Origin of the sequence: Tahibacter aquaticus, assembly GCF_004363655.1 — a bacterium.
GTDB lineage: Bacteria > Pseudomonadota > Gammaproteobacteria > Xanthomonadales > Rhodanobacteraceae > Tahibacter > Tahibacter aquaticus.
Genome location: NZ_SNZH01000001.1, coordinates 479,348 through 496,391, shown reverse-complemented (window position 1 = coordinate 496,391; position 17,044 = coordinate 479,348). Strand labels below are relative to the sequence as shown.

Here is a 17,044-nt window from a genome sequence, read left to right as displayed (position 1 = left end):
ACCATCTCGAATCGACTGGAGCGGCGCGCCTGATGCGCGTTCGCCCGCGTGAGGCAAAGGCGACAAGGCGGCATGAGCAACAATCTGCAATACCAATACACCTTCGACGCAACTCCCGGCGCCGCCGCTTCCGTGCGGCCCGATCCGAATGCGCCGGTGTACGCGTCCGAAGATGCGCTGGTCGCATCGCTGTCCAACAGCGAATGCGTGTTTCAGGTCAAGCGCACGGGCGAAGCCCATGTCATGACCTTCCAGGTATTGCAGGCGCTGGATCAATGCCGTGAATTCCGCACGCTGGACGAGCACGTCGCACGCATCCAAAGCACCATTCCAGGCCTGGAAAACCAGCGCGAAGCAGTAGGTCGCGTATTGCAGAGCCTGATCGAGCGCGATCTGCTGATTTCCGACACGCGCTTTTCCGAGCGCCTGGTCACGGACACTGCAGCGGCACCGGCGCCGCTGCGCGCGATTTTTGTGCGTGCCTGCGATCGTCCTGCCCAATTGGAGCGCCTGCTCGCTTCGATCAGCGAGTACGAGCGGCGTCACCGTGCCGGCCGCCACTACGTCGTGCTGGACGATTCGGCGCTGGCCCCCAGCATCGACCGCCATCGCGATCTGCTGCGCGAGTTCGCTCGGACCACCGGCTGCAAAGTGACCTACGTTGGACCGGCCGAACGCCAGCGCCTGGTCGAGCGCTTCGCCAAGGCCGTGCCGGGCGTGCAGTCCGCTCTGAGCAGCCTGCTGCTGCCGCAGGCCGGCGCCACGCGTTTCGGCGGCGGGCGCAGCTGGAACCTGGCCTTGCTGCTGTCGGCCGGCGGTCGTTTCACCCTGTTCGACGACGACCAGCGCCTGCCCCTGCGCCGGCATGAGCTGGCACGCAACGGTCTGGACCTCAGCCCGACCCAGCTGCCGTTCGCGCGGTTCTATCGCAATATGGAAGAAGCGCTTGCCGCCGGCGACGAAATACCGGATGACCCGTTCGCACTGCACCTGGACGTCTGCGGTGCCGGCATCGGCGAATTGGTCCGGCGGCCGGAATTCGGCCTCAACCGCGAGTCACTGCGTGGCCTCAACCTGGCCCGGCTGGCACATCTGGACAGCAATACCCGCGTGCTGCTGACCCAGCAGGGCACCTACGGCAGTGCCCGTTCGGAAAGCGCGGCCTGGATCTATCACCTGGACGCCGCCGGCCGTGCCGACCTGTGCTCCAGCCGCGATGCCTACCTGAGCAATGTCGAGGCGCAGTTCCTGTGGCAGGGCACCCAGCGCGCACGGCTGGCACCGATTTCCTGGTTCACCCCGTTCGCATTCGACAATTCCGAACTGCTGCCGTGTACCAATGCCGTCGGCCGTGGCGAGGACGCACTGTTCTCAGCCGCTACCCATTTCTGTCATCCCGAAGCATTGGCGCTGGAATTGCCGGTTGCAGTCGGCCATGTGCAGGAACAGTCGCGCCGGCGCACGCAGCGCACGATGCTGCCGAATACGCCGCGAGTGAATCATTTCGCCACCGACTTCATCCAGCGCCAGTTCGGCAGCTTCGTCGCCAGCGACCCGGGCCAGCGCCTGGGCCTGTTGGCAGAAATTTTCCGCGACCTGGCCGGCGCCGGCGAAACCGCGCGCAGCACCCATCTGCGCGAATACCTTAACTATGTGCGCGCCGATTCGATCGAACGCCTGCAGCAGCAGTTCGAAGCCGCTACCGACGCGCCGGTGTTCTGGCAGGCCGACGTGCGCAGCATCATCGACGCCAATGGCCGCGCCCTGATCGCCAAGGCGCCGCCGCGCCTGGGCGACTGGAACGATGACTATGACAGCAGTGCCTGTGCCGCAGCACTGCGCCAGGAACTGAACCAGCTGGCCGAAAACTACGACGCCTGGCCGCGCCTGTGGCAGCACGCGCGCGAACTCGGCGACAAGACCCTGGCCGGGGTCTGAGCCCGCCTGCAGCCATGCAGGCCGGGCTGACCAGCATCGTCATCGTCGCCGCGGACAGCGGCCCTGGCCTGGTCGATGCCGTCTGCCGTGCACTGGCCAGCAGCGTGGCGGTCGAGATCCTGCTCAGCGACAACGCCAGCAGCGACGGCAGCATCGCCTTGCTGACGGCGGAATTCGGTGCCGACGCGCGTTTTCGCCTTGTGGAAAATGGCAGGAATCTCGGTTTTGGCGCCGGCGTCAACCGCGTCGCCGGCCTGGCGCGCGGCGACATGCTGCTGATACTCAATCCCGACTGTCTGCTGCAGCCCGATACGGTCGCGCGCCTGCGCAGCATCGCGGCGGCGCTGCCGCGCCCCGGTGTGCTGGGTGCGCGCATCCAGGACGCGCAGGGGCGTGACGAACCCGCCTCGCTGCGGCGAGACCCCACCTTGCGGCGCAGTCTGTGCAGCCTGTTGCGGCTGGATCGTTTTGCTGCGCGCTGGCCGGCATTGCAGGGCGTCAATCACGCAACCGACGCAGCGCTGCGCGGGTTGGACCAGCCTGCCGAGGCAATTTCCGGCGCGCTGATGCTGTTGCCACGCGAGGCCTTCGCCGCGATCGGCGGCTTCGACGAAGGCTATTTCCTGCATTGCGAAGACCTTGACCTGTGCCGGCGCCTGCGCGATGCGGGCTACGGCGTCTGCTATGCCGGTTCTGTTGCTGTGGTGCATGGCAAGGGCGGCTCCAGCCGGCACCGGCCGGTCTTTGTCAGCTGGCACAAGCATCGCGGCATGTGGCGCTGGTTTCGCCGTTTCGATCCCGCGGCGGCCAACCCCGTGCTGCGTGGCGTGGTCTGGCTGGGCGTGTGGCTGCGTTTCACAGCACTGCTGCCGTTGCTGCTCTGGCGCAAGTGGCGGCGCTGATACGGGCGACAGCGCGAGCTCCGGCTACGTAGCACCGGCAAACGGCCGCACGGCTCGCATATCGAAGCAAGGCAGGTGCCAGAAACGACGAAGCCGCGCAAGGCGCGGCCTCGTGTTGCACAGACAAGCGTCAATCAGACCAGTTTCTTGTACCGCATGCGATGCGGCCTGGCCGCTTCGTCGCCGAGGCGGCGCTTCTTGTCTTCCTCGTACTCGCGGTAGTTGCCGGTAAAGAATTCCACATGGGAATCGCCTTCGAAGGCGATGATGTGGGTGGCGATGCGGTCGAGGAACCAGCGGTCATGCGAGATGACCATGGCGCAGCCGGGGAACTCCAGCAGCGCCTCCTCCAGCGCGCGCAGGGTTTCCACGTCGAGATCGTTGGACGGTTCGTCCAGCAGCAGTACGTTGCCGCCCTGCATCAGGGTCTTGGCCAGGTGCAGGCGACCGCGTTCGCCGCCGGACAGCGAACCGACGATCTTCTGCTGGTCCTGGCCCTTGAAGTTGAAGCGGCCGATGTAGGCACGCGACGGCGTCTGGTACTTGCCTACCGTGATCATGTCCGAGCCGCCCGACACTTCCTGCCAGACGTTGTTGGTGCTGCCCAGGGATTCGCGCGACTGGTCGACATAGGCCAGCTGCACGGTCTGGCCGATCTGGATCTCGCCCTTGTCGGGCTTTTCCACGCCGGTCAGCAGCTTGAAGAAGGTCGACTTGCCCGCGCCGTTGGGGCCGATGATGCCGACGATCGCGCCGGGCGGCACGCGGAAGGACAGATCGTCGATCAGCAGGCGGTCGCCGAACGCCTTCGACACGTGGCGGAACTCGATCACCATGTCGCCGAGGCGTTCGCCCGGCGGAATATAGATTTCGTTGGTTTCGTTGCGCGCCTGGTACTCGACCGAGTTCAGCTCCTCGAAGCGGTTAAGGCGTGCCTTGCCCTTGGACTGGCGGCCCTTGGCATTCTGGCGCACCCATTCCAGTTCGCGCTGGATCGCCTTCTGGCGCGATTTCTCCTGCTGCGCTTCCTGCTTCAGGCGCTCGTCCTTCTGTTCCAGCCAGGACGTGTAGTTGCCCTTCCACGGAATGCCGCGGCCGCGGTCGAGTTCAAGAATCCATTCTGCGGCATTGTCCAGGAAGTAGCGGTCATGCGTGACGGCGACCACGGTGCCGGGGAAGTCGGCCAGGAATTGTTCCAGCCACTCCACCGACTCGGCGTCGAGATGGTTGGTCGGTTCGTCCAGCAGCAGCATGTCGGGCTTGGACAGCAGCAGCCGGCACAGCGCCACGCGGCGCTTCTCGCCGCCGGACAGGTTGCCGATCCTGGCATCCCATTCGGCCAGGCGCAGCGCGTCGGCGGCGACTTCCAGCTGGCGTTCCAGCGTATGCGCGTCGGTGACGGCGAGAATGTTTTCCAGGCGCTGCTGCTCGGCGGCGAGCTTGTCGAAATCTGCGCCTTCCTCGCCGTAGGCGGCGTAGACCTCGTCCAGGCGCTGCTGCGCGTGCAGGATGTCGGAGACGCCTTCCTCGACGCATTCGCGCACGGTCTTGTTCGGGTCCAGCTCCGGCTCCTGCGGCAGGTAGCCGATCTTCAGGTCGGGCTGCGGCCGTGCTTCGCCGAGGAAATCCTTGTCGACGCCGGCCATGATGCGCAGCACGGTGGACTTGCCCGAGCCGTTCAGGCCGAGCAGGCCGATCTTGGCACCGGGGAAAAACGACAGCGAGATGTCTTTGATGATCTCGCGCTTCGGGGGAACGATCTTGCTCACCCCGATCATGGTGTAGACGTACTGCATGGAAGCGGTTCCGGAAGGCGGAAAAGTCCGCGATTATCGGCCAAGCCCGCCGTCGCGGCCAGTGCGACGAGGGTATGAGCCCCGCCGCGGCATTCCGCCCCGGGTCGAGCCGGCCCCATCGGAAGTTGCAGCCTGCGGGCGCCAGTCGCGCGATCTGCGATCCCTGCCGGGCATCTTGTTGTCGTCGCCGCCGCCAAGGACTGAGCCGCTTCCGGAGCGGCCGGCGGCGACATTCACGGAAGTCATCATCGACAAGGAGCTCTACATGATCAGGAAACTCTGCGGTTTTGCGCTGGTTGCGATTCTGTCCTCGGGCATTGCGGCAGCCAGCGACGGACCGTTCGCCAATGTGGGCGCGCTGACCAGCTACTGGAATGCGAATGCGGGCGGCGGCCATACCGAAATCTTCGTCAACGGCGCCGAAGTGCTCGATGTGCCCGGTTTCAACCCGGCCTTCGTCAAGCAGTACTTCACCTGTTCGGCGACCGGCGATATCCGGGTGGACTGCAACGATCTGCACGATGGCGCCGAGTTGCTCGGCGACCTTGTCTCCACCATTCCAGCCAGCGCCAAGATCTGGGTCGACGGTTCGCTGTACCGCAATGGCACGGGCAGCGGCTTCGATATCGTCGATATCGAGACATGTAGCGGCGATACCAGCTACTACGGCGTCGAGACGTTTTTCCTCGTCACGGCCTACATGGACGGCTGGGTTCCCTACTACACCAACGTGTGTCCCTGAGCCGGCTGAGGTGACCTGACCGTCCGTTGAAAGCCGGGCTGTCGCCGGTGCTTCAATCGAACGATGCAGGTACTGCGTTGTGCATCTTTGCCGGGCATCGGGTTTCTACGCGCCCGATGCCCGGCATGCCGGCCGGCGGTGGTGCGCCCTCGGCTGATCTCCACCACCGGCGGCACCCAACCGTGAAAGCGGTCGGTTTCGTCCCGACAGTTCGGCTGCGCAAGCAGCCCTTTCTTTTTTGTTTCTGCGCCCGGCGCAAGCGGCAGTCGCGACCTGTGCGACAGCGCAGCGGCATCATTGTCTGGTCGCCGCCGCCATGGAAATTGCCGCATCCGGAGCGGCCGGCGGCGACCTTCACGGATGTTCATCCTTCTGCATAAATGGAGTTAGCAAATGAAGAAACTTATCGGTCTGGCTTTGGCTGTCCTCCTTCCCGGCTTGGCCAGCGCGCAGTACAGCAACGGGCCTTTCACCAGCGTCAGCGATCTGCAGTCGTATTGGAACGTCACTTCGACCAGCGGCGCCCGTACCCAGATCTACGTCAACGGCCACAAGGTGTTCGACCGTGCGGGCTTCGGCCCGGCCTTCGTGAAGCAGTATTTCGACTGCTATACCGGCGATATCAACGCCGTGTGCACGCAGATCTACGACGGTTACGTCAGCCTGTCCGGTGCGATCGCCCTGTTTCCGGCGTCGGTGCGCATCGACCTGAACGGTTCGGTCTACCGCGCCGCGAGCGGCGGCGACACCCGTTCCGCAGCCATCTCGACCTGTTCCAACGAAAGCAGCTACAACGGGCCGGTCAACTACTACAAGGTGGTCGGCTGGAACAACGGTTTCATTCCCTACAGCAGCAGCTGCTATCCGTAAGCGGTAGCGCGGGCAAGGAACGCCCATAGCAGGCACGGCCGCGTCAGCGGCCGTGCTTTTTTCTGTTGCCGGGCCCCGGATCAGCGCGACGGTGACGCCTGCTGCAGCCAGTGCGCGATCCAGTCGTAGACAGGTTCGGCCAGGTTCGCATCGGGCAACATCAGCGTGCCGGGTCGATACAGACCGGCCGGCTGGCGCGGCGCAATATCGGGGAATTTATCCACAAAGCGTTGCGCATACTGCTGCCAGCTGGCGGCGAAATTGCCGCCGGACGCGTGCCAGATCAGCAGATCCAGGCCGATCGCGCAGCGTAGGCCGGCGCGGTGGGCGCGCCAGCTCAGGTCCAGATCGTAAAAGTGGAAACCGTCGAAGCGTGCACCGTCGAAGCCCAGTTGCTCCAGCGTCGCGCGGTGTGCAGCAAGAAATACCCCGTCCAGCGCCTGTGCATCGTCGATCAGCGGACCGTAGGCGCCGAGCAGTCCTGCCAGCCAGGCTTGGCCGTGCGGCTGGCTGACCCAGGAATAGGTGTGCGGTGGCCCCTGCCAGAACCATTTCGGTCCGCTGAGCCGGTCGGTGCCGGCGACGCCGACCAGATCGAAGCGCGCCAGATATTCGCGCAGACGCTGGGCAAAGCGCCGCGTCAGGATGCCGATGTCGTCGTGGCACAGCACGATCAATTCGCCCCGTGCCCGCGCCATTCCGCGCGCGTAACCGTCATTGAGCGAGCGCGCGTCGGCGATATGCACCAGTTCCCAGTCTTCGCCGGCCAGCTCGCGTTCCAGATCGTGCCGCAGCCGTGCCAGGCGTGCCGGCTCCACGCTGCAGACAATCACCGAAATGGCGCCGGCAGCCAGTGCATCCGGCGGTCGTGGCGGCGCTTGCCGGCCCTGGCGCAGCAGTTGCGCGGCGCATTCGAGCAGACCTTGTCCGGCCAGGTGCTGTGCCGGATCGGCGCGCCAGGCATCGCGCAGGCCGGCGGCGGCCTGTTCCCAGCGTCCGGACTGACCAGCCACCATGGCCTGCTGCAGCAGTGCGGCGGCGTGCTGCGGATCGGTGGGCGCGTACTCAGGCATGGCTTGCCGCAGCGGGTATTTGCACCGTGCGCAGGAATTCGGCCAGAGCGAGGCTCACGCCGCGATCCTCGAACAGGTCGTGCTTGCGTTCGGCGATGAGGCTGCGTAGCGCGGCCCGCTGCGCCGCATCGCCGGCCAGGGCAACGGCGCGGCGCACATAGTCGTCGGCCGAGTCGGCAACCAGCTCGGGCAGATCGAGCTGGCGCAGCATGGCGTAGCTCTGGCGGCCGCGCATGCATTCGCCGGGCAGGGTCAGCCAGGGACGTTCCTGCCATAGCGCGTCGAGCGTCGTGATGCCGCCGGAGAAACCCCAGGTGTCCAGCAGCAGGTCGGCGCTGCCGATGGCGGCGTGATACTCCGCGGCGGATACGACTGGCCGTACGCGAATTCGCGCCGGATCGACCGCGAACGCGTCCAGGCTGCGGTGCAGGCGCTGTTCGAAGCCGGCGGCCTGTTGCGCCGTTGCGGCAGTGAGGAAATCCAGCCTGGCTTGCGGCAGCTGGGCCAGGATTGCACCGAACAGCGCATCGTGCTGCGGTTGCAACTTGTATAGGTTTTGCAGGCACAGCAGCTGCGCACTGCTGCTCTCGGCCGGTGCCGGCACTACCGCTTGCACCGGCCGGGCGAAACAGCCGCCCAGGCGCGGCAGGCGGTGCAGGATTTCGCTGTAGTGCGTCTCTGCATCGGGCGGTTCGGCCGCTGCGGCGCCGAGGAAGTAGTCGATCGCCGCTGCACCGCTGGTGACCGGGTGGGCCCAGGTCGCGACCTGTACCGGCGCGTGCCGCAGCGCAGCGAGGCACTGGTTGGTCACGTCCAGGCCGAGGTCGAGGAAGATCAGTACGTCGAGTTCGGCTTCGCGCAGGCGCTGGGTCCAGCGCAGGAAACTGTCGGCGCCGGCCACATAGCGATCAGCGCGGCTGCGGAAGCGCTGCACCATGGTGTCGTCGCGCGTGCCGGTGTGGAAAACGCACAGTTCGAACGCGTCTCGCGGCAGATCGAGCAGCGCCTCGGCCCAGGCGCGCGTCACGGAATGCTGATGCAGGCAGCTCGATACCAGGCCGATGCGACGGCGGCCCTGACGTAACGCGCGCGGTGCCAGGTCGGTAAAGGCGCGGTCGGTAGCCGCATCCAGCAGCCTGCGCACGACAGCCGCATGGCGCCGATGCAGGTCGAGCTGGGCGCCGTCCTGGTAGGCCAGGGCAAAGTTCGGCACGCTGCCGAGAATCTGCTGCGCCGCTTCGGCCAGCCCCGGCTGTCGCGGCGGCAGGGTTTCGAACTCGGCCAGTCCGTCGCGCCAGTCCTGCAGCCATTGCGCACGCTGTGCTGCGGATTCGAAGCAGGGCAGGGCCGGTGTATGAAAGCGCACCCAGCGTGCCAGCAGATGGGCGGGGTTGCGCGCGAGAATGCGGTCGAAGCTGGCGATGGCGGCTGCGGTCTGCTGCGCGCCGATCTGGGCCAGGCCCAGCTGCTGCAGCGCGTCCAGCGAATCGGGCTGCAGCCGCAGCAGGTGCTCACTCACCGCAACGGGTTCGTCGCCGCCCTGGCGCCAGGCATCCAGCACGGCGGCCCGGCGTTGCCACAGGGGCAGTTCCTGCGGTGCCAGCCGTGTGGCCTCGCGCAGCGCGGCGGCGGCGGCGTTCCAGTCCTGCGCGGCGGCGGCGGCCTGGCCCAGCGCGTCCCAGTGAGCGGCGGCCAGCGGCTGCGCCTCGACCAGTGCCTGGGCATGGAAGCGGGCGGCGGCGGCGTCCTGGCGAGCGAGTGCGTCGGATACCAGGCCCAGGCGTGCTTGCAGCAGCGCTGCGGCCTGGCCCAGCGCGGCGAACTGGTCCTGTGCCTCGGCGAAACGATGCAGCAGGCCGAGCGCATGGCCCAGCAGAAAAGCGGCCTGGGCATCGTTGGGCAGGCGCTGGCGCAGGCGGCGCGCAGCAGCTTCGGCCTGCGCCGGTTGGGCGGCTTCGAGTGCGGCCATGGCCAGTTCGCGCAGCGCGTTGGCGTCGTCGCTGTCCAGTGCCAGGGCGTGCTTCAGGGCCGAGATCGCCTCGGCAGCCGCACCGCGCCGGCGCAGCAGCTGGCCCAGCAGCAGGTGCAGTCGCGCCTGGGCCGGCTTGTGGTCCAGGGCCTGGCGGCAGAGGCGCTCGGCCGTGCCCAGGTCGCCCCGGGCCAAGGCCTGCTGGAGAGGTGCAGACGATTGATCGGACACGGAAAATCCGGCAGCGGCGAGATGGCGGAAAACGTCGCCGGGACGCGCCTTATTCAGTGGGAGATTGGACTTGAAACCGCTAACATCGGCGGATTCCCAGCCCCAGAAGGCGATTCTCCCATGTTTGCCAAGGACCTGTGCATTGCCGGTTATGACGAGGAGCTGGCCAAGGCCATCGAGGCCGAGCGCCAGCGCCAGGAAGACCACGTCGAACTGATCGCATCGGAAAACTACGCCAGCCCGCGCGTGCTCGAAGCCCAGGGCACGGTGCTGACCAACAAGTACGCCGAAGGCTATCCGGGCAAGCGCTACTACGGCGGCTGCGAATTTGTGGACATTGCGGAAAGGCTGGCCATCGAGCGCGTCAAGCAGCTGTTCGGCGCTGACTACGCCAATGTGCAGCCGCATTCGGGCTCGCAGGCGAATGCGGCGGTCTACATGGCCCTGCTCAATCCCGGCGACACCATCCTCGGCATGAGCCTGGCCCACGGCGGCCATCTCACGCACGGCGCCAAGGTCAATTTCAGCGGCAAGATCTACCACGCCGTGCAATACGGCATCGATCCGGTCACTGGCCTGATCGACTATGACGAAATCCAGCGCCTGGCCGACGAACACAAGCCGCGCATGCTGGTCGGCGGCTTCAGCGCCTATTCGCAGCTGATCGACTGGGCGCGCATGGCACAGATCGCCAAGTCGGTCGGCGCGTATTTCTTCGTCGACATGGCCCACGTGGCTGGCCTCGTCGCTGCTGGCGTCTACCCCAATCCGGTGCCGCATGCGGACATCGTCACCTCGACCACGCACAAGACGCTGCGCGGTCCGCGCGGCGGCATCATCCTCGCCAAGCGTAACGAAGAGATCGAAAAGAAGCTGCAGTCGATGGTGTTTCCGGGCATCCAGGGCGGTCCGCTGATGCATGTGATCGCGGCCAAGGCGGTTGCGTTCAAGGAAGCGCTGGAACCCGAATTCAAGAGCTACCAGCAGCAAGTGGTGAAGAACGCCAAAGCCATGGCCGCGGCCATGACCGCGCGCGGCTACCGCATTGTTTCCGGCGGCACCGAGAACCACCTGATGCTGATCGACCTGATTGGCCGCGACGTCACCGGCAAGGACGCGGAAGCCGCGCTGGGCAAGGCGCATATCACGGTGAACAAGAACGCCGTGCCGAACGATCCGCGCTCGCCGTTCATTACCTCGGGCCTGCGCATTGGCACGCCGGCGGTGACGACGCGCGGCTATGTCGAGCGCGATTGCACCGACCTGGCCAACTGGATCTGCGATGTGCTCGACGCGCCGACCGACGACGGCGTACTGGCCCGCGTGCGCGCGGCCGTGACCGAGCAATGCAAGCGCCTGCCGGTCTACGGCTGAGTGCGATCGGCCCGCCTCTGTCCAGGCCTTGGCCAGGGCAGAGGCGCGCAAATTACCTGTCCGCTGCGCCGTATCCTGTTGAACTTTCTTAGCGCTTTTCACGATTTGCCGTTTACGCATTACGATGCGCACCCATGCATTGCCCCTTTTGCCAGCACGAAGACACCCGCGTGATCGATTCGCGCCTGGCCGAGGACGGCGCAACGGTGCGGCGCCGGCGCGAATGCCCCGGCTGCGGCGAACGCTTCAACACCTTCGAAACGGCTGAAATCAAGCTGCCAGCCATCGTCAAGAGCGACGGCCGGCGCGAGGCCTTCGACGAAAACAAGCTGCGCATCGGCGTGGAGCGCTCGCTGCAGAAGCGGCCGGTGTCTTCCGATGCGGTCGATGAAGTGGTGCGCAACATCCTGCGCAACCTGCGCCAGGTCAACGAACGTGAAATTCCCTCGCGCCGCATCGGCGAATGGGTGATGGACGAACTGCGCCGCATCGACTCCGTCGCCTACGTGCGCTTTGCCTCGGTCTACCGGCGCTTCACTGACGTGCAGGCATTCCGCGAGGAAATCGAGAAACTCGAGCGCGAGCTGCCGGTGCTGGAAGGCCTGCAGCTGCCTCTGCTCGGCGAAGGCGCCCCGGTGCAGCGTAAGAAGTCGTGAACTGTAGCTGCCGTCGCACCGGACCGGCCGCGTCGTGAACGCGGCGCTCGACGCGCTCGACCGCCAGCACATGGCGCTGGCCTTGCGCCTGGCCGAACGCGGCCTGTATACGACGCAGCCCAATCCCCGTGTCGGCTGTGTCATCGCCCAGGGCGCCGACGTCGTCGGCAGCGGCTGGCACCGGCGCGCCGGTGGACTGCATGCGGAAGTGTTCGCGCTGCGCGAAGCGGCGGGACGCGCCCGCGGCGCCACCGCCTACGTGACGCTGGAGCCCTGTGCGCATCACGGGCGCACGCCACCCTGCGCCGACGCGCTGATCGCAGCCGGCGTCGTGCGCGTGGTCGCGGCGATCGAAGATCCGTTTCCCCAGGTGTCCGGTGAGGGCTTTGCGCGGCTGCGAGCCGCGGGCATTGCGGTCGAAACCGGCCTGCTGCGCGACGCGGCGTTTGAAATCAACCGCGGTTTTTTCAGCCGCATCCAGCGCGGCCGGCCATGGCTGCGGCTGAAGCTGGCGCAGAGCCTGGACGGCCGCACCGCGCTGCACAACGGTGTATCGCAGTGGATTACCGGCGCCGCGGCGCGCGCCGACGTGCAGCGCTGGCGTGCACGCAGCAGCGCGATACTCACCGCCGCCGGCACCGCCTGCGCCGACAACCCGCGCCTGAGCGTGCGCCTGGACGACGCGGCCGACTTCGCGCCGCCGCTGCGCATCGTGCTGGACGCGCGCCTGGACGCGCTCGCACCGGGCTGTCATCTGCTCGACGGCACTCTGCCGACCCTGGTCGTCCATGGCGACACCGTGCCGCCGCCGCCGGCGCAGGCCGGCATCGAATACCTCGCGCAGCCGTTGCAGCAGGGGCGTATCGACTTGCCGCCGCTGCTGCAGGAGCTCGGCCGCCGCGGCATCGCCGAACTGCAGGTCGAAGCCGGCCCCGGCCTGGGCGGTGCGCTGTTCGCCGCCGGCCTGGTCGACGAACTGCTGCTGTATATCGCGCCGCTGCTGCTGGGCGACGCGGCCTTGCCCTTGCTGCAACTGCCCACACTGTCGGACATGGCCGGGCGCTGGCCGCTGCGGGTCGTCGAACAGCGCCAGCTCGGTGACGACTGGCGCCTGCTGCTGCGGCAGGCAAGCGCCGTATGAGGCGCGTCGCGCACCGCTGTCGCGCTCTTTTTTTGATTTTTTTAGAGAACGATAAATGTTTACCGGAATCATCCAGGCTGTAGGCCGCATTGCCGCGCTGGAACCCGTCGGCGGCGACCTGCGCATCAGCATAGACGCGAGCGGGCTGGACCTGGCCGACGTCAGGCTCGGGGACAGCATCGCCGTCGACGGCGTCTGCCTGACCGCGATTGCACTGGACGGCACGCAGTTTGCCGCCGACGTCTCGGTCGAAACGCTCAACTGCACCACCCTTGGCCAGCTCAAGCCGGGCAGCCGGGTCAATCTGGAAAAGGCCCTGCGCCTGGCCGACCGCCTCGGCGGGCATCTGGTCTCCGGCCATGTCGACGGTGTCGGCGAAGTGGTGTCTGTATTGCCCGAGGCGCGTTCGCTGCGCTGGACGTTTGCCGTGCCGGCCGCGCTGGCGCGCTATATCGCCGCGAAAGGTTCGGTCGCCATCAACGGCGTCAGCCTGACCGTGAACGCGGTCGATGGCCGCCGCTTCGGCGTCAACCTGATTCCGCATACGATGCAGAACACCACCTTCGGCGACTGCGCCGCCGGCACACCGGTGAATATCGAGGTCGATCTGATGGCGCGCTATGCCGAGCGCCTGGGCAGCCTCATCGACGACAGCGACGAATAGATCCCGCCGACGCAGCACGGCCGGCGGCGCATGCGCGCCGGCCTGCGTCCCTCGCCGGCCTGCGCGCTGGCCCTGCCGTTTCATCCATCAAGAATTCCGCCATGCCCTTCGACACCATTCCCGACATCCTCGACGACATCCGCGCCGGCCGCATGGTCGTCATCCTCGACGACGAAGACCGCGAGAACGAAGGCGACGTGATCATGGCCGCGGAAAAAGTGCGGCCCGAAGACATCAACTTCATGGTGCGCGAAGCGCGTGGCCTGGTCTGCCTGTCGCTGACCCAGGCGCGCTGCCGCCAGCTCGGCCTCAAACCCATGGTGATGGATAACACCTCGCCCTACCACACCAACTTCACCGTCTCGATCGAAGCGGCCGAAGGCGTCACCACCGGCATTTCCGCCTACGACCGCGCGCATACCGTGCGCACCGCCGTGCGCGCCGATGCGCAGGCGCAGGATCTGTCCCAGCCTGGGCACATTTTCCCGCTCAGCTCCCAACCCGGCGGCGTGCTGACCCGCGCCGGCCATACCGAAGCCGCCAGCGATCTGGCAGCCCTGGCCGGGCTGGAACCGGCTGGCGTGCTGGTCGAGGTACTGCACGATGACGGCAGCATGGCGCGCCGGCCCGAGCTGGAGGCGTTTGCGCAGAAACACGGCCTGCGCATCGGCACCATCGCCGACCTGATCCGCTACCGCCTGGAAACCGAGAAGACCATCGAGCGCGTACACGACGAAGCGGTGCAGACCGAATTCGGCGCGTTCCGCCTCGTTGCCTATCGCGATATTGTGAACAAGTCGCTTAATTTCGCCCTGGTGCGCGGCCAGGTCGACGACGGCGAGCCGGTGCTGACCCGGGTCCACGTGCGCAATACCCTGTCCGACGTGCTGCACCTGGTGCGCGCCGATCTCGGCCTTACCGTGACCGGTGCGCTGCGCCGCATTGCCGAAGCGGAACGCGGCGTGGTGCTGGTGCTGTCGGAGCCGGGCCAGGAAGAAACCCTGCTCGACCGCCTGAGCCGCCGCCCGCGCGAGGACGGCAAGGCCGAAGCGGTGCAGGAGTGGCGCCGCCACGGCCTGGGCGCGCAGATCCTGGCCGACCTGGGCGTGCGCCGCCTGCGCGTGCTGGGTACGGCACGGCGCATGGTCGGCCTGGGCGGCTTCGGCCTGGAAGTGGTCGGCCACGAGCCGGGCTGACGTCGCCGCCGCAAGGCCACAGCCTGCCGCGGCGGCCGGGCGGGCAGGCCGGCGCCTGCTCAGGTAGAATGGCGCCCCCCTTCGTTCCCCTCGAGCCGCCCATGTCCCTGATTGCCGGCGAGCTGCGCGTTGTCCCGGATACCCGTGTCGTCATCATTGCCAGCCGCTGGAATCCGCGCATTGTCGATGCCCTGGTCGAAGGCGCCGAGCGTGCCCTGCGCGAACATGGCCTGGCCGACGACGCGATCGACGTGGTGCGCGTGCCAGGTGCCTGGGAGATTCCGGTCGCCGCGGCGCGCCTGGCCATCGGCGGCCGCCATGCCGCCCTGCTCTGTGTCGGCTGCGTCGTGCGCGGCGATACGCGCCACTACGAGCACGTGGCCGACAACTGCGCCCAGGGCCTGATGCAGGTGGCACTGGAATTCCGCCTGCCCGTGCTCAACGGCGTGCTGGCGGTGGAAATGCACGAAGACGCTCAGGCCCGGGCCGGCGGCGCGCACGGCAACAAGGGCGAGGAAATCGCCCTGGCCGCTCTGGAAATGATTGATTTGTGGAGAAAGTTTTGAACAACCATCGACGACCCGAAGGCGTGGACCTGGCCGCCCGTTCGCGCGCGCGCCGCCGCGCCCTGCAGGCCTTGTACGCCTGGCAGATGTCCGGCAGCGCCATCGGCGGCGTGATCGACCAGTTCCGCCATGAGCAGGACATGGAAGTCGCCGACGTCGACTACTTCGAAGACCTAGTGCGCGGTGTGGAGCGCAATCTGGCCGAGCTGGACGCCGGCCTGTATCTGTTCCTCGGCCGCGAAGTGGCCCAGGTCGACCCGATCGAGCGCGCCGTATTGCGTATCGGCGCCTACGAACTGAAATTCCGTGCTGACGTGCCCTACCGCGTCGTCATCAACGAAGCGATCGAAACCACCAAGCGCTTCGGCGCCGACCATGGCCACACCTACGTCAACGGCGTGCTGGACAAGCTGGCCGGCGAGTGGCGCAAGCCCGAGTACCGCGGCCGCTGAACCCCGTGGGTGAATTCACCCTTATCGACGAAATCCGCTGGCGCTGCGCCGTTGCGCGCGCCGACGTGGTGCTGGGCATCGGCGACGATGCGGCCATCCTCTCGCCGCCTGCCGGCGCGCAGCTCGCGATCAGCATGGACACGCTGGTTGCCGGTATCCATTTTCCGCTTTCCACAATGCCGTTCGACATCGGCTGGAAGGCGCTGGCGGTAAACCTGTCCGATCTCGCCGCGATGGGCGCCGAGCCGGCCTGGGCCACCCTGGCGCTGACCCTGCCCGACGCCGACGCGGCCTGGCTGGCCGGGTTCTGCGACGGCTTCGCCGCACTGGCCCAGCCGCAGCGGCTGGCCCTGGTCGGCGGCGACACCACGCGCGGACCGCTCAGCATCACCGTCACCGTACATGGCTTCGTGCCCGCTGGCGCCGCCCTGCGGCGCGACGGCGCGCGGCAGGGCGATCGCATCTTCGTCAGCGGCTATCCCGGCGACGCGGCGGCCGGTTTGACCAGTCTGCTCGCTGCCGCCCTGCTGCGCGCACCGGCGCAGGACGATCTGGACTATCTGATGCAGCGGCTCAACCGGCCGACCCCGCGGATCGAACTGGGCCTGGCTCTGCGCGGTCTTGCCAGCGCCGCGATCGACATTTCCGACGGCCTGCGCCAGGACCTGGGTCATATCGCTGCGCGCAGCGGCGTGGCGGCAACGGTCCACGCGGCGCAGCTGCCGCAGTCGCCTGCGCTGGCCCGCGTCGGCGATGCCGCGCAGCGGCTGCACTGGCAGCTGGCCGGCGGCGACGACTATGAACTGTGCTTTTGTGTGCCGCAGGCAGCCGTGGCCGCAGTACAGGGCCTGGCCTCTGTGCTGGGCCTGGCCCTGACTGAAATCGGCGCCATCGAAGCCGGCAACGGCGTGCGTGTGGTCGGTCCCGGCGGCGAGGAAATCCCCCTGCAGCGCGGCGGTTGGGAGCATTTCGCCGCATGAGCATGACGCGCGAACAGCGCCAGGCGGTACTCAGCCATCCCGCTGGCTGGATCGCCAGCGGCTTTGGCAGCGGACTGGCGCCGCTGGCGCCGGGCACGGTCGGCTCTGCCGCCGCCCTGTTGCCGTATCTGCTGCTGCGCGAGCTGCCGCTATGGGCTTATCTCGGCATTACGCTGGCCACGTTCGTGCTCGGCGTATGGGTGTCGCGCATCGTGGTGGCGCGCACCCGGCTCGAAGACCCGGGCTTTATCGTCATCGACGAATTCGTCGGCCAGTGGCTCGCGCTGGCGTTCGCGCCAGCCGGCTGGATCTGGATACTTGTGGGTTTCTTGCTTTTTCGCCTGTTCGACGTGTGGAAACCCTGGCCGGTATCCTGGGCCGACCGCGCCGTCGATGGCGGCCTGGGCGTGATGCTCGACGACGCACTGGCCGGTGTATTGGCCAGTGCGCTGCTGGCCCTGGCGGCCTGGGGCTGGGGCGCGTCCTAAGCCGAC

Annotated in this window: 16 protein-coding genes; 13 read left to right on the top strand and 3 right to left on the bottom strand. The window is 67.2% G+C overall.

Annotation, left to right across the window (positions count from 1 at the left end):
* The first annotated feature begins 72 nt into the window (after positions 1 to 72).
* Together DFR29_RS02005 and DFR29_RS02000 are read left to right on the top strand one after the other, a co-directional pair.
* Positions 73 to 1,938, top strand: a complete 1,866-nt coding sequence (locus DFR29_RS02005) for a hypothetical protein (RefSeq protein ID WP_133816872.1) — start codon at positions 73 to 75, stop codon at positions 1,936 to 1,938.
* A gap of 14 nt (positions 1,939 to 1,952) precedes the next feature.
* Entirely contained in the window at positions 1,953 to 2,840 is an 888-nt protein-coding gene (locus tag DFR29_RS02000; protein WP_133816871.1) for a glycosyltransferase family 2 protein, read from the top strand.
* 134 nt (positions 2,841 to 2,974) lie between these two features.
* Here the strand turns inward: DFR29_RS02000 and ettA are convergent, their stop codons facing one another.
* Positions 2,975 to 4,636 carry an energy-dependent translational throttle protein EttA gene (ettA, locus tag DFR29_RS01995; RefSeq protein WP_133816870.1) on the bottom strand — a complete coding sequence of 554 codons (1,662 nt, stop codon included), beginning with the start codon at positions 4,634 to 4,636 and terminating at the stop codon, positions 2,975 to 2,977.
* 265 nt (positions 4,637 to 4,901) lie between these two features.
* Between ettA and DFR29_RS01990 the strand changes: the two genes are divergently transcribed.
* Entirely contained in the window at positions 4,902 to 5,378 is a 477-nt protein-coding gene (locus DFR29_RS01990) for a hypothetical protein (RefSeq protein ID WP_133816869.1), read from the top strand.
* Positions 5,379 to 5,771: 393 nt separating this feature from the next.
* Positions 5,772 to 6,248, top strand: coding sequence for a hypothetical protein (locus tag DFR29_RS01985; protein ID WP_133816868.1), 477 nt, complete (start codon positions 5,772 to 5,774; stop codon positions 6,246 to 6,248).
* 80 nt (positions 6,249 to 6,328) lie between these two features.
* Here the strand turns inward: DFR29_RS01985 and DFR29_RS01980 are convergent, their stop codons facing one another.
* Positions 6,329 to 7,321: a glycosyltransferase gene (locus tag DFR29_RS01980; protein ID WP_133816867.1), complete on the bottom strand. Its 993-nt coding sequence runs from the start codon at positions 7,319 to 7,321 to the stop codon at positions 6,329 to 6,331.
* A complete protein-coding gene (locus DFR29_RS01975) occupies positions 7,314 to 9,521 on the bottom strand; it encodes an O-linked N-acetylglucosamine transferase, SPINDLY family protein (protein ID WP_133816866.1) in 2,208 nt (735 codons plus the stop codon). The genes DFR29_RS01980 and DFR29_RS01975 overlap by 8 nt, the downstream gene beginning before the upstream one ends.
* Positions 9,522 to 9,641: 120 nt before the next feature.
* Here DFR29_RS01975 and glyA point away from each other — a divergent pair, with 120 nt between their 5' ends.
* The 9 genes from glyA to DFR29_RS01930 all read left to right on the top strand — a co-directional run bounded on the left by glyA (position 9,642) and on the right by DFR29_RS01930 (position 17,038).
* Complete coding sequence (gene glyA / locus DFR29_RS01970; protein ID WP_133816865.1) at positions 9,642 to 10,895, top strand: serine hydroxymethyltransferase; 1,254 nt, start codon at positions 9,642 to 9,644, stop codon at positions 10,893 to 10,895.
* A gap of 134 nt (positions 10,896 to 11,029) precedes the next feature.
* Entirely contained in the window at positions 11,030 to 11,551 is a 522-nt protein-coding gene (gene nrdR / locus DFR29_RS01965) for a transcriptional regulator NrdR (protein WP_133816864.1), read from the top strand.
* Between the two features lie 70 nt (positions 11,552 to 11,621).
* Positions 11,622 to 12,692 (top strand): bifunctional diaminohydroxyphosphoribosylaminopyrimidine deaminase/5-amino-6-(5-phosphoribosylamino)uracil reductase RibD, encoded by a 1,071-nt coding sequence (gene ribD, locus DFR29_RS01960; RefSeq protein WP_133817072.1) that lies wholly within the window; start codon positions 11,622 to 11,624, stop codon positions 12,690 to 12,692.
* A 55-nt stretch (positions 12,693 to 12,747) separates the two neighbouring features.
* Positions 12,748 to 13,356 (top strand): riboflavin synthase, encoded by a 609-nt coding sequence (locus tag DFR29_RS01955; protein ID WP_133816863.1) that lies wholly within the window; start codon positions 12,748 to 12,750, stop codon positions 13,354 to 13,356.
* A gap of 101 nt (positions 13,357 to 13,457) precedes the next feature.
* Positions 13,458 to 14,552 (top strand): 3,4-dihydroxy-2-butanone-4-phosphate synthase, encoded by a 1,095-nt coding sequence (gene ribB, locus DFR29_RS01950; RefSeq protein WP_133816862.1) that lies wholly within the window; start codon positions 13,458 to 13,460, stop codon positions 14,550 to 14,552.
* Positions 14,553 to 14,653: 101 nt separating this feature from the next.
* Positions 14,654 to 15,118, top strand: a complete 465-nt coding sequence (gene ribH / locus DFR29_RS01945; RefSeq protein WP_133816861.1) for a 6,7-dimethyl-8-ribityllumazine synthase — start codon at positions 14,654 to 14,656, stop codon at positions 15,116 to 15,118.
* Positions 15,115 to 15,570, top strand: a complete 456-nt coding sequence (nusB, locus tag DFR29_RS01940; protein ID WP_133816860.1) for a transcription antitermination factor NusB — start codon at positions 15,115 to 15,117, stop codon at positions 15,568 to 15,570. Before ribH ends, nusB begins: the two co-directional genes overlap by 4 nt.
* A 5-nt stretch (positions 15,571 to 15,575) precedes the next feature.
* Positions 15,576 to 16,550 (top strand): thiamine-phosphate kinase, encoded by a 975-nt coding sequence (gene thiL, locus DFR29_RS01935; protein WP_133816859.1) that lies wholly within the window; start codon positions 15,576 to 15,578, stop codon positions 16,548 to 16,550.
* Entirely contained in the window at positions 16,547 to 17,038 is a 492-nt protein-coding gene (locus DFR29_RS01930) for a phosphatidylglycerophosphatase A family protein (RefSeq protein ID WP_243745929.1), read from the top strand. Before thiL ends, DFR29_RS01930 begins: the two co-directional genes overlap by 4 nt.
* The last annotated feature ends 6 nt before the right edge of the window (positions 17,039 to 17,044 follow it).

Excerpts from the sequence above, each read along its gene's own strand:
- DFR29_RS02005 (WP_133816872.1), top strand. The coding sequence starts at position 73 with ATGAGCAACAATCTGCAATACCAATACACCTTCGACGCAACTCCCGGC.
- DFR29_RS02000 (WP_133816871.1), top strand. The coding sequence starts at position 1,953 with ATGCAGGCCGGGCTGACCAGCATCGTCATCGTCGCCGCGGACAGCGGC.
- ettA (WP_133816870.1), bottom strand. The coding sequence starts at position 4,636 with ATGCAGTACGTCTACACCATGATCGGGGTGAGCAAGATCGTTCCCCCG.
- DFR29_RS01990 (WP_133816869.1), top strand. The coding sequence starts at position 4,902 with ATGATCAGGAAACTCTGCGGTTTTGCGCTGGTTGCGATTCTGTCCTCG.
- DFR29_RS01985 (WP_133816868.1), top strand. The coding sequence starts at position 5,772 with ATGAAGAAACTTATCGGTCTGGCTTTGGCTGTCCTCCTTCCCGGCTTG.
- DFR29_RS01980 (WP_133816867.1), bottom strand. The coding sequence starts at position 7,321 with ATGCCTGAGTACGCGCCCACCGATCCGCAGCACGCCGCCGCACTGCTG.
- glyA (WP_133816865.1), top strand. The coding sequence starts at position 9,642 with ATGTTTGCCAAGGACCTGTGCATTGCCGGTTATGACGAGGAGCTGGCC.
- nrdR (WP_133816864.1), top strand. The coding sequence starts at position 11,030 with ATGCATTGCCCCTTTTGCCAGCACGAAGACACCCGCGTGATCGATTCG.
- ribD (WP_133817072.1), top strand. The coding sequence starts at position 11,622 with ATGGCGCTGGCCTTGCGCCTGGCCGAACGCGGCCTGTATACGACGCAG.
- DFR29_RS01955 (WP_133816863.1), top strand. The coding sequence starts at position 12,748 with ATGTTTACCGGAATCATCCAGGCTGTAGGCCGCATTGCCGCGCTGGAA.
- ribB (WP_133816862.1), top strand. The coding sequence starts at position 13,458 with ATGCCCTTCGACACCATTCCCGACATCCTCGACGACATCCGCGCCGGC.
- ribH (WP_133816861.1), top strand. The coding sequence starts at position 14,654 with ATGTCCCTGATTGCCGGCGAGCTGCGCGTTGTCCCGGATACCCGTGTC.
- DFR29_RS01930 (WP_243745929.1), top strand. The coding sequence starts at position 16,547 with ATGAGCATGACGCGCGAACAGCGCCAGGCGGTACTCAGCCATCCCGCT.